The sequence below is a fragment of the Puribacter membranae genome, from assembly GCF_055380425.1.
On the sequence record NZ_AP040167.1, the window covers coordinates 1,632,758 to 1,645,209 of the forward strand.

The 12,452-nt window shown below is 54.3% G+C and carries 8 protein-coding genes; 4 read left to right on the top strand and 4 right to left on the bottom strand.

All coding sequences use genetic code 11. The annotated features are described in order from the left end of the window. Positions 1-30: 30 nt before the first annotated feature. Positions 31-1,683, top strand: coding sequence for a lactate permease LctP family transporter (locus ACZ41M_RS07885; RefSeq protein WP_464731686.1), 1,653 nt, complete (start codon positions 31-33; stop codon positions 1,681-1,683). Between the two features lie 82 nt (positions 1,684-1,765). On the opposite strand, the gene mpl is transcribed toward ACZ41M_RS07885, so the two are convergent. Both mpl and ACZ41M_RS07895 read right to left on the bottom strand, forming a co-directional pair. Further along, positions 1,766-3,136 carry a UDP-N-acetylmuramate:L-alanyl-gamma-D-glutamyl-meso-diaminopimelate ligase gene (gene mpl, locus ACZ41M_RS07890; RefSeq protein ID WP_464731685.1) on the bottom strand — a complete coding sequence of 457 codons (1,371 nt, stop codon included), beginning with the start codon at positions 3,134-3,136 and terminating at the stop codon, positions 1,766-1,768. Between the two features lie 176 nt (positions 3,137-3,312). Further along, positions 3,313-4,269, bottom strand: coding sequence for an NAD(P)H-dependent flavin oxidoreductase (locus tag ACZ41M_RS07895; protein WP_464731684.1), 957 nt, complete (start codon positions 4,267-4,269; stop codon positions 3,313-3,315). A 376-nt stretch (positions 4,270-4,645) separates the two neighbouring features. Here ACZ41M_RS07895 and aceE point away from each other — a divergent pair, with 376 nt between their 5' ends. Genes aceE through lpdA form a run of 3 tightly spaced genes read left to right on the top strand, consistent with a single transcriptional unit; the run spans position 4,646 to position 10,561 of the window. After that, the gene (aceE, locus tag ACZ41M_RS07900) at positions 4,646-7,327 is read left to right on the top strand and encodes a pyruvate dehydrogenase (acetyl-transferring), homodimeric type (protein WP_464731683.1); all 2,682 of its coding nucleotides are present in this window, start codon (positions 4,646-4,648) and stop codon (positions 7,325-7,327) included. A 24-nt stretch (positions 7,328-7,351) separates the two neighbouring features. Then, on the top strand, positions 7,352-8,707 hold the full coding sequence (gene aceF / locus ACZ41M_RS07905) for a dihydrolipoyllysine-residue acetyltransferase (protein WP_464731682.1): 1,356 nt from the start codon (positions 7,352-7,354) through the stop codon (positions 8,705-8,707). Between the two features lie 12 nt (positions 8,708-8,719). Then, positions 8,720-10,561, top strand: coding sequence for a dihydrolipoyl dehydrogenase (gene lpdA, locus ACZ41M_RS07910; protein WP_464731681.1), 1,842 nt, complete (start codon positions 8,720-8,722; stop codon positions 10,559-10,561). A gap of 63 nt (positions 10,562-10,624) precedes the next feature. Here the strand turns inward: lpdA and ACZ41M_RS07915 are convergent, their stop codons facing one another. Together ACZ41M_RS07915 and ACZ41M_RS07920 are read right to left on the bottom strand one after the other, a co-directional pair. Continuing rightward, positions 10,625-11,200: a hypothetical protein gene (locus ACZ41M_RS07915; RefSeq protein ID WP_464731680.1), complete on the bottom strand. Its 576-nt coding sequence runs from the start codon at positions 11,198-11,200 to the stop codon at positions 10,625-10,627. A 102-nt stretch (positions 11,201-11,302) separates the two neighbouring features. Continuing rightward, positions 11,303-12,397: a Cj0069 family protein gene (locus tag ACZ41M_RS07920; protein ID WP_464731679.1), complete on the bottom strand. Its 1,095-nt coding sequence runs from the start codon at positions 12,395-12,397 to the stop codon at positions 11,303-11,305. Positions 12,398-12,452 lie beyond the last annotated feature (55 nt).

Sequence of the window (12,452 nt, forward strand, 5' to 3'; positions counted from 1 at the left end):
TTTATATGTAGCCCTAAAGGAGACTCTTTCATGCAAACTTGGTTGCAAAACTACACGGCCGTCGGGGACAGCTTATGGCTGACTGCGGCGATTGCCGTCCTACCGATTGTGTTTTTCTTCGTTGCGCTCGCCCTATTGCGTTTAAAAGGCCATGTCGCAGGTTTTTTCACCTTGCTCATTGCACTGGGCGTCGCAATTTTCGCCTATAAAATGCCGGTCAGCATGGCGGTTTCTGCCGCTCTGTACGGTTTTGCCTACGGCTTGTGGCCGATCGCATGGATCATCATCACCGCCGTATTTTTGTACAAAATCACGGTCAAAACCGGTCAGTTTGACGTGATTCGCGCCTCGGTCGTGTCAATCACCGAAGACCAACGGCTGCAAATGCTGCTGGTCGGTTTCTCCTTCGGCGCGTTTTTAGAGGGTGCGGCGGGCTTTGGCGCACCTGTGGCGATTACCGGCGCGCTGTTGGTCGGGCTGGGCTTTAATCCGCTGTACGCCGCCGGTTTGTGCTTGATTGCCAATACCGCACCCGTGGCATTCGGCGCGATGGGCATTCCGATCACCGTCGCCGGTCAAGTGTCCGGCCTCGACCCGTACCACATCGGTCAATTGGCCGGTCGCCAACTGCCGATTTTGTCGGTGATCGTGCCGTTTTGGTTGGTTGCGATGATGGATGGCATGCGCGGCATTCGCCAAACATGGCCGGCGATTTTGGTCGCGGGCGTGTCGTTTGCGATTACTCAGTTTTTGACCGCCAACTTCATCGGGCCGGAATTGCCGGACGTGACCTCGGCCTTGGTCAGCTTGATCTGTTTGTCGCTGTTCCTGAAAAAATGGCAGCCGGAAGAAATTTTCACCTTCGATGGCATGCGCCAACCCAAACTGATCGGCTCCGCTGCCAAACAGTACACCACCGGCCAAGTGATCAAGGCATGGTCACCGTTTGCGATTTTGACCGTGTTCGTGACCATCTGGACGATCAAACCGTTCCAAGCGTTTTTGGACAGCTTCAGCACGTTTAAATTTGCGTGGCCGGGTTTGGATAAATTGGTGTTGAAAGCCGCACCGATTGTCGCCGCACCCAAGCCGTATGAAGCGGTGTACAAATTGAACCTGCTCGGCGCGGTCGGCACAGCGATTTTGCTCTCTGCCATCGTCTCGATCATCATTTTGAAAATGAAACCGGCGGACGCACTCAAAACCTTCCGCGAAACTCTGTACGAATTGCGCTTCCCGATTTTATCGATTGGCTTGGTATTGGCCTTCGCCTTCGTCGCCAACTACTCCGGTTTGTCATCGACATTGGCCTTGGTTTTGGCGGGCACAGGCGTCGCGTTCCCGTTCTTCTCTCCATTCCTCGGCTGGCTGGGCGTGTTCTTAACCGGATCGGACACCTCGTCCAACGCGCTGTTCGGCTCCTTGCAGGCGTCCACCGCACACCAAATTGGCATTGACCCGAATCTCACCGTCGCGGCCAATACCACCGGCGGCGTGACCGGCAAAATGATTTCACCGCAGTCCATCGCCGTGGCGTGTGCCGCCGTCGGCTTGGCAGGCAAAGAATCGAACCTGTTCCGCTTCACGGTCAAACACAGCCTGATTTTGTGTACGATCGTCGGCATCATGACGGTGTTACAAGCGTATGTGCTGCCGTGGACTTTGCATTTGTTTACTAAATAATAACCACATCAACACAAAAACAAAGGGGCTGAATCATTCAGCCCCTTTTGTATGTCACTCATTGTATGTCACTCAACTGCACTCAATCCAAGGCATCCAGCAGCTTTTGATGCACGCCGCCAAAGCCTCCGTTGCTCATCACCAAAATCTGATCGCCCGCACGCGCCTGCGCCTTGACCGCCTGCACCAACTCAGTCAGATCATCAAACGCACGCGCCTTTTCACCCAGCGGCGACAAAGATTCGGCCAAATCCCAGCCGAGTGCATCCTTGCCCTCGCTTGCTCCGTAGCCAAATACCAAATCCGCGTCACGCAAAGATTCAGGCAGTTGCGCCTTCATCACCCCGAGTTTCATGGTGTTGGAGCGCGGCTCCAGTACCGCCAAAATACGCGCTGAACCAACGCGTTTGCGCAGCCCTGCAACCGTGGTGGTGATCGCCGTCGGATGATGCGCGAAGTCGTCGTACACCGTGATGTCGTTGACCACGCCTTTGATCTCCATGCGGCGTTTGGGCATACGGTAGCGCGCAAACGACTCAATCGCGGTTTTCGGCTCCACACCCACATGACGCGCAGCGACAATGGCGGCCAAGGCATTCAGGCGATTGTGCTCGCCCGTGACATCCCAGTGTACGCGCCCTTGTAGCTGCCCTTCAAACAACACGTCAAAGCTGTCGTCCGCACCGACATTGGCGATCTGCCAATCGGCTGGCACACGCGCATCAGCAAAGCGCGTAATCGGCGTCCACGCCCCTTTGGCGAGCGTTTCATCCAGCGCGGCTTCATGCGCATTGGACACGATCAAACCATTATTCGGAATCGTGCGCACGAGGTGGTGAAACTGCGTCTGAATCGCTGCGAGGTCAGCGAAAATATCGGCGTGATCGAATTCCAAATTATTCAAAACCGCAGTGCGCGGACGGTAATGCACGAATTTACTGCGCTTGTCAAAAAACGCGGTGTCGTACTCGTCCGCCTCAATCACGAAAAACGGATCGTCGGTCAAACGCGCGGAAATGCCAAAGTTATTCGGCACGCCGCCAATTAAAAAACCCGGGTTCAGTCCTGCATCTTCGAGTAGCCAAGCGAGCATCGAGCTGGTGGTGGTTTTGCCGTGCGTACCCGCCACCGCGAGCACCCACTTGTCGCGCAGAACGTGTTCACCCAACCACTGCGGGCCGGAAATATACGGCAAGCCCTGATCCAAAATCGCCTCCATCAGCGGATTGCCGCGCGACACCACATTGCCAATCACGAATACATCCGGTTTGAGGTCAATCTGCGCGGCATCAAAGCCGCTGATGAGTTCAATGCCTTGCTCTTCTAACTGCGTGCTCATCGGCGGATAAACGTTTGCATCGCAGCCGGTGACGCGGTAGCCCGCCTGTTTCGCAATGGCGGCGATTCCGCCCATAAACGTGCCGCAAATGCCGAGAATGTGTATGTGTTGCATGCCAGTATCCGTGTGATTGGTGGGGTTCAAATAAGGCGATATTGTAACGCATCGCGGTGATTAAAAACATCGCAGGCGGCATTGGTGACTGTGTTGACAAGAAAATGGCATGTCCGTGACATGCCATACTCTACATACTCTACATACTCTAAATAAAGGAGCCGTTGCTCAAAAGATCATAGACCCAGACGCGCACGCGCTGCGCGATACTCCGCTTCCAGTTGATCGACCAATTGCGCCGTCGGCAAAATTTCGTCAATCACCGCAACGCCTTGTCCCACGCCCCAGATGTCCTTCCATGCTTTGGCAGCGGTATTGCCGCCCGAGCCGAAGTTCATTTTCGATTTATCCGCCACGGGTAAGTTATCAGGATCCAAACCTGCAGCGACGATGCTCTGACGCAGGTAATTGCCATGCACGCCGGTGAACAGATTGGTGTACACCACATCCGACGCGCTGGCCTCGGTGATGCCGTGTTTGTAGCCCTCGGACGCATTCGCCTCGGCGGTGGCAATAAATCGCGTGCCCATATAGGCCAAATCCGCACCCATCGCCTGTGCCGCCAGCACCGCCGAGCCATTGGCAATGCTGCCGGACAACACGATCAGGCCGTCGTAAAACTGGCGAATTTCACCGACCAAGGCAAACGGGCTGAGTGTACCGGCATGACCGCCCGCACCCGCCGCCACCAAAATCAAGCCGTCCACGCCCGCTTCCAGCGCTTTTTTCGCATGGCGTGCATTGATCACGTCGTGTAGCACGATGCCGCCGTAGGCATGTGCGCCGTCGATCAACTCTTTCGGCGGTGCTTGCAAGCTGGTGATGAACACGGGTACTTGGTGCTTCAAACACACCGCAATGTCCTCGGCCAAACGCCCGTTAGACGGATGTACGATTTGATTGACCGCAAACGGCGCAGGCTTTCCACCCGCAGCACGATCAGCTTCCAAATCGGCTTTCAATTCCGTGAGCCAAGCATCCAGCGCACCATCGCCACGCGCATTGAGCGCGGGAAACGAGCCGACGATACCGGCTTTGCACTGTGCTTTGACCAACTCAAGGTTGGACACGATGAACATGGGCGAGCCAATAATGGGCAAACGTAGCTGGGACAATGCGTGCGGCAAACTCATAAGGTCTCCTGAAATGATAGTGTTCAATGGCTGGGCAAAATACCTGCCACCACGGCCAATTTTTGAACGACCGTTCGGCGATTATAAACACAGCGCGCACCCGCGACAACCATAAATCAACCATAAAGAATGGGTACAGTAGCCAAACGAGTATACAGAAATGCGAAAAAAGCCACCTTCGTTGTCTATTTCGCGCTCACCACCTCCTCCATCGGTTAAATTTTTATATTATGAAATTAAAAATCGTAAAATGGAAAATAGCTTGCGCCATTAGTCACATTCACATACAATTATTTGAGTAGAATAGATATCTGCTGTGGCATCACACATCCAATCATAAATCGGAGCCAACGCCCATCTCTAAAGGAGCCATCACATGACCGCACTACAAGCCGAAGTCAATAAAAACTTTCTCGATACCGATCCGCAAGAAACGCAAGAGTGGATTGAAGCGCTGGACAATGTCATCGACAACCACGGCTCCGAACGCACCGCGTATCTGATTGACCAACAAATCGCGCATGCCCGTACCAACGGCGTTTTGCACGCATTCCATACCGAAACGCCGTACATCAATACCATCAGCGTGGAGCAGCAACCTCCACTGCCGGGCGATCAGGGCATTGAGCACAAAATCCGCTCGTATGTACGCTGGAACGCCATGGCGATGGTTCTGCGCGCGAACAAAACCACCAACGTCGGCGGCCACATTGCCTCATACCAATCCGCCGCAACCCTGTACGAAGTTGGCTTTGGCCACTTCTGGCACGCACCGTCAGCCGAGCACGGCGGCGATCTGATTTTTATTCAAGGTCACTCTGCGCCGGGCGTATATTCCCGCGCCTTTTTGCTCGGTCGTCTGACCGAAGAGCAATTGGTCAATTTCCGCCAAGAGGTTGATGGCAAAGGCATTCCGTCCTACCCACACCCTTGGCTGATGCCTGATTTTTGGCAATTCCCGACGGTATCGATGGGCTTGGGACCGATCATGGCGATTTACCAAGCGCGTTTCATGAAATACCTGCACAGCCGTGGCTTGATTGATACCGAAAACCGCAAAGTTTGGGCGTTCTTGGGCGACGGCGAAACCGACGAACCCGAATCACTCGGCGCCATCGGCATGGCCGGTCGCGAAAAACTGAATAACCTCGTGTTCGTCATCAACTGTAATTTACAACGTCTGGACGGACCGGTACGCGGCAATGGCAAAATCATTCAGGAGCTCGAATCCGAATTCCGTGGCTCCGGCTGGAATGTCATCAAAGTCGTCTGGGGTCGCAAATGGGATGCGCTGTTCGCCCGCGACAAAAAAGGCTTATTGGTCAAACGTTTGGGTGAAATGGTCGATGGCGAATTCCAAACCATGCGCGCGAAAAACGCACAGTACATCCGCGACACCTTATTCAATACGCCTGAGCTGAAAGAATTGGTCGCCGACTGGGACGATGACGACATCTGGGCGCTCAATCGCGGCGGCCACGATCCGTTCAAAATCTACGCGGCGTTCAAAGCAGCCACCGAATCGGTTGATCGTCCGACCGTCATTCTCGCGCATACCATCAAAGGCTACGGCATGGGCGGCTCGGGCGAGGCGCAAAACTCGACCCACCAACAGAAAAAAATGCACATCGACGACGTGCGCAATTTCCGCGACCGCTTCTCGATTCCAGTGTCCGACGAAGATTTGGAGAAACTGCCATTCGTCACCTTCCCTGAAGGCTCGCCTGAATTGGAATACATGCGCAATGCGCGCCAGAAACTTGGCGGCTATTTGCCACAGCGTCGCAGCACCTCCGACGAATCGCTGGTGATTCCTGAATTGGGCGCGTTTGACTCCTTCCTCAAAGCCACCGAAGAAGGCCGCGAAATCTCCACCACCATGGCGTTTGTGCGCATCCTCGGCCATTTGCTCAAAGACAAAAACCTCAAGGATCGCATCGTCCCGATCGTACCGGACGAATCGCGCACCTTTGGTATGGAAGGCTTGTTCCGCCAACTGGGCATTTGGAACCAAGAAGGTCAAAAATACCTGCCGCAAGACCACGAACAATTGATGTTCTACAAAGAATCCAAAACCGGTCAAGTATTGCAAGAAGGCATCAACGAAGCGGGCGCCATGTGTGACTGGATTGCTGCGGCGACCTCGTACTCAACGCACAACCTGCCGATGATTCCGTTCTACATTCTGTACTCCATGTTCGGCTTCCAACGCATTGGCGACTTGTGCTGGGCGGCGGGCGATATGCGCGCGCGCGGCTTCATCCTCGGCGGCACAGCCGGTCGCACCACGCTCAACGGCGAAGGTTTGCAACACGAAGACGGCCACAGCCTGCTGCTCTCATCCACCGTACCAAACTGCGTATCCTATGACCCAACATTCTCCTACGAGTTGGCCGTGATTATGCAAGACGGCTTGCGCCGTATGTACCGCGAGCAAGAAGACGTGTACTACTACATCACCGTGATGAACGAAAACTACGCCCATCCGGCCATGCCAGCAGGCGCGGAAGCGGACATCCTCAAAGGCATGTATTTGTTCCAAGCGGGTGCGAAAAACGCTGCGAAGAAAGTTCGTTTGATCGGCGCCGGCACGATTTTCAACGAAGTCATCGCCGCTGCACAATTACTCAAAGACGACTGGGGCGTGGACGCCGATTTGTATTCCGCACCAAGCTTCACCGAATTGGCACGCGAAGGCCAAGCGGTTGAGCGCGAAAATATGCTCCACCCGACCTCGCCGCGCAAACTCTCGCACGTCGAAACCCTGTTGCAAGACTCCGACGCACCGGTGATCGCCGCGACCGACTACATGCGCGCCGTGGCCGAGCAAATCCGCGCCTACGTGCCATCACGCTACACCGTGCTCGGTACCGACGGTTATGGCCGCTCCGACACCCGCGAAAAACTGCGTTACTTCTTTGAAGTGAACCGTCAGTGGATCACGGTTGCCGCACTCAAAGCACTGGCCGATGACGGTGTTATTGCCTACGAAGAAGTAGCCAAAGCCATCGCCAAGTACAATTTGGACGTCAACAAACCGGCGCCGTGGACTGTGTAATTATCGTCATAGAGAGGAAAAATCATGAGCAATCTCATCGAAGTCAAAGTCCCCGATATTGGCGACTATAAAAACATCCCTGTGATCGAGGTATACGTCAAAGCCGGCGACAGCGTCGCCGTCGAAGACACGCTGGTCACACTCGAGTCCGACAAAGCGACACTGGACGTGCCGTCATCGCACGCAGGCGTGGTCAAGGAAGTCAAAGTCGCTGTGGGCGATAAAATTTCCGAAGGCTCCGTAGTCGTGATGCTTGAATCCACAGCCGCCGCAGCCGCAACAACCGATGCCGCCCCTGCGCCAGCACCTACGCCGACTGCCGAAGCCGCTGCGCCAGCGCCTGCCGCACCGGTGGTTCAAGAACAATCGGCTGAAGCAAAACCAGCCGTGGCAACACCCGCAGTGACCAACGCCGACAGCGCGCCTGCCTATCCTGCACAACCGCTATCGAAAAACACCTACGCTTCACCATCCGTGCGTCATTTTGCACGCGAGTTGGATGTGAATTTGGACAACGTCGCAGGCACAGGGCCGAAAAACCGCATCACGCACGAGGATGTGCGCGCCTACATCAAAGCGGTCATGAACGGCGCAGCCGCTTGCCCAACGACGAATGTGGCTCAATCGTCCGCTTCGCTTGGCGGCGGTTTGGATTTACTGCCGTGGCCACAAATCGACTTCACCAAATTCGGCGAAATCGACGTACAGCCATTGTCACGCATCAAGAAAATTTCAGGTCAAAATCTATCGCGCAACTGGGTCATGATTCCGCATGTGACCAATAACGAAGTCGCCGACGTGACCGAGCTGGAAGCCTTCCGCGTACAGCTGAACAAAGAGCACGAAAAAGCGGGGATCAAATTCACCATGCTCGCATTTATCATCAAAGCCTGCGTGCAAGCCTTGAAAAAATTCCCTGAGTTCAACGCCTCTCTGGACGGCGATAACCTCGTCTACAAAAAATACTACAACATCGGTTTTGCCGCCGACACACCGAACGGCCTCGTCGTTCCGGTCATCAAAGCAGCCGATACCAAATCCATTTCTGAAATCGCGGTGGAAATGTCCGAGCTGGCGAAAAACGCGCGCGAAGGCAAACTCAAACCGACCGATATGCAAGGCGGCTGTTTCTCCATTTCGTCACTCGGCGGCATTGGCGGCACCTCATTCACCCCGATCATCAATGCACCTGAAGTCGCCATCCTCGGCGTTTCGCGCTCAAGCATGCAACCCGTTTGGAACGGCTCTGAATTCGTACCGCGCCTGATGTGTCCGTTGTCACTGTCCTACGATCACCGCGTGATTGATGGTGCAGCAGCGGCGCGATTCAATGCCTATCTCGCCAGCGTATTGGCCGATTTTCGCCGTGTGCTGATTTAAAGGGAGCACCTTATGAGTCAAATCATTGAAATCAAAGTCCCCGACATCGGCGACTATAAAAACATCCCCGTCATCGACATTTATGTCAAAGTCGGCGACACCATCGCGGTTGAAGACGCATTGGTCACGCTCGAATCCGACAAAGCCACTTTGGACGTACCGTCCTCGCACGCAGGTGTGGTGAAGGAAATCAAGGTCGCTGTGGGCGATAAAATTTCCGAAGGCAGTGTGGTTGTACTGTTGGAAGCCGCTGAAACAGCCGAAGCGACCTCAACACCCGCACAAACGACCGAAAGCAAACCAGCCGAAACGCCAGCAGCATCTGCCGCAGCACCCGCAGCTTCTGCACCCGCCAGCGCGCCCGCACCTGCGGCCAGCACATACAATGGCAACGTGGACATCACCTGCGATATGCTGGTACTCGGCGCAGGCCCGGGCGGCTATTCCGCTGCATTCCGTGCTGCCGATTTGGGCATGGATACGGTTTTGGTGGAACGCTACGCCACCTTGGGCGGCGCGTGTCTGAATGTCGGCTGTATTCCGTCCAAAGCCCTGTTGCACACCGTCACCATCATGGAAGAAGCGCTGTCCATGAGCAATCACGGCATCAGTTTTGCCGCGCCACAAGTGGATATCGACAAACTGCGCGACTACAAAAACTCAGTGGTCGGCAAACTCACCACCGGCCTCGCGGGCATGGCAAAAATGCGTAAAGTCAATGTCGTACGCGGCATCGGCTCCTTCATCGATGCACACCATTTGGAAGTCACAGAAACCACTGGTACCGGCTCAGAAACCACCTCGGTGAAAAAAGTGATTCGCTTTGAAAAAGCCATCATCGCAGCAGGCTCGCGCGTGGTCAAATTACCGTTCATTTCCGAGCAAACATACGCCGACCCACGCATTGTGGATTCGACCGGTGCGCTCGCCTTGCCATTCATCCCGAAAAAAATGTTGGTCATCGGCGGTGGGATTATCGGCCTCGAAATGGGCACGGTATACTCTGCACTCGGCGCCAAGATCGACGTGGTAGAGATGATGGACGGCCTGATGCAGGGCGCGGATCGTGACCTCGTCAAGGTCTGGCAAAAATACAATGCGCATCGCTTTGAAAACGTCTATATCAACACCAAAACCGTGGCGGTTGAGGCCAAAGACGATGGCATCTACGTCACATTCGCCAAGGCCAATGAGCAATCCACCGCACCGGCTGAAGCCCAACGTTACGACTTGGTGTTGGTCGCCGTCGGTCGTGCGCCGAATGGGCTGCTGATCGGCGCGGACAAGGCTGGCGTGGCGGTGAGCGAACGCGGTTTCATTAACGTGGACGCACAAATGCGCACCAATGTACCGCACATTTTCGCCATCGGTGACATCGTTGGCCAACCCATGCTCGCGCACAAAGCGGTACACGAGGGCCACGTCGCCGCCGAAGCCGCACATGGCGAGAAGGCCTACTTTGACGCGCGTCAGATCCCATCGGTCGCCTACACCGATCCCGAAGTCGCATGGGCGGGCGTAACCGAAGACCAAGCCAAAGCGCAAGGCCTGAACTACGGCAAAGCGATGTTCCCGTGGCAAGCCTCGGGTCGCGCGATCGCAAACGGACGTGACGAAGGTTTCACCAAACTGATTTTCGACAACGACAGTGGTCGCATCATCGGCGGGACGATTGTCGGCACCGGCGCAGGCGATTTGATTTCCGAAGTCTGCTTGGCGATTGAAATGGGCGCGGACGCAGTGGACATTGGCAAAACCATTCACCCGCATCCGACACTGGGTGAGTCAATCGGCATGGCGGCGGAAATATTCAAAGGTACTTGTACCGATGTGCCGCCACAACGTAAGAAATAGGATTGACCTCACAAAAAAACGCCACCGAATTCGGTGGCGTTTTTATTCAGTTTGATTACGCTTCTATTGTACACGTCGCAAATCTGAAACGATCTGTAACAAATGCTTTTCACTCACACGGCTCCAAACATTGTATAAGCAGCTTTGCCCTGCCACCCTCACATAGGCCAAATACGCGGGGCCAACCCCGCCTTCCAAACCATATCCCATGCGGCTGCCATCAGCCCATGCTTTTTGTTTTGGCCACGCATATTCAGTAGTATTACCAACCGAGGTACCCGTTCCGGCCACACCATAGGCGCTTTTTAAGCTTGTTGTATCGTATGCCACTGCCCATCCACCCGAAAATTGTGCGCGACGCACTCCTGCACCGCTAACTTGCGCCGCACTGTCTTTGGGTAAAGCCAACAGTGCGCAACTGCGCCGATTTTCGGCCTTTTTCCATTCATTCAAATAAACCGGCGCAATCTGCTCTTTACTAACCGTTTGCCCCCAAGGAGGCGTCGTCAGATTGTGTGACGGACTACGATCAATCTCAGGTTGAGATTGGTTTTTAGGAGACTCCACCGAAGCGCACGCCGACAGTGCAAGCGCCACCGAAGCAACCAACATTTGGACCATAAAGATTTTTTGACGCATCGCTCACCCCCATTTATTACTATCAATGATGTTTCAGTATAACAGAGTCGCGCCAACCATAGGTCTGTTGAGCCTACCGCCAGCGACATCCAGCCAATCAAACTAAACCCAATGTGCATACGCCCACTGATTATCACTGGCAAATGCAGACCAGCGTTTATTCACCACCGATTCAGCATCGAGCAGTCGCAGCACTTCATCGGCAATCGCATCACTCAATTCAAGGTGTGTGGAAAAGCCCACACAAGACGCATTGATTTCGCCAAGTACATAGCGATCCGCACCGTTGTGATCAGTGTCGAGAATAAAATCCGCCGTCCAAATCAAAGGTAAATCATAGTCACCCAGTCGCTCGCGCAACTCGGGCAGCGAGCGACGAATCACCGCCACCAAATCCGGCCACTGCTCCGGCGTGTCGTAGCGATATTGCGCGCCGGAAAACAGCGTGGCGGAGAAAGCATCTGGCGTATCGGCCGGTTTTTTATGCACGATATTGACGACTTGGTCGCGCAGCATCAACACACGGATTTCACCTTCCTTAATGCGCGGTAAAAATGGCATATCGAGCAGCATGCCGTTCGCACCTTCGAGATAGCGAATGCAAAATTCCAAAAATTCTTGCAGGGATTTTTCTTCGGTATGGTTGTCTTTCGCTTCAGTGAGCTTGAGGCGCGCATCCCATGGAATATCGTCGTGGTATTGCTCTGGATGCAGCACCTCCACGCGCCAGATGCCTTCGCCGGTCGAACCGCGATTTTGTTTGATCACACGCACGCCGCGTTTAAGTGTTTTTGGCAAATTGTCTTTGAGCGCATCGAAGTGGTAGTAGGTGTAGACGTCTTCCGGTACGAACGCCGTGCCTTTGAGTCGTTCAATCGCGCTTTTCGCACCGTAAGCGATCATCGCGTCGGGATGTGGTAAGCCTTTGACACCCTGCATCACCAGCTCGCGTAGCATTTGAAAATATCCGACCTCGTTCCCCAAATTACCCGGATTGACACGACTGATGTAAGCATCGGCTTTGGTCAGGGTGTGCCGATAGATTTCACCTCGATTGACATCATCATAAAAAATAATTTCAGCCGTCCAGCCGCGCTGTTTGAGTGCATCAATAATCGCTTTGGAGTCCTTGCGAAAGCCGAACTCGCCTTTGTCCGTGCCCCCGCGTGCTTCAAAAATAACCACATGATTTTTCATCCGTTCCTCCTTTGAAAGGATATGCAGATGAAAAATATAATCGGCTTTTATGACC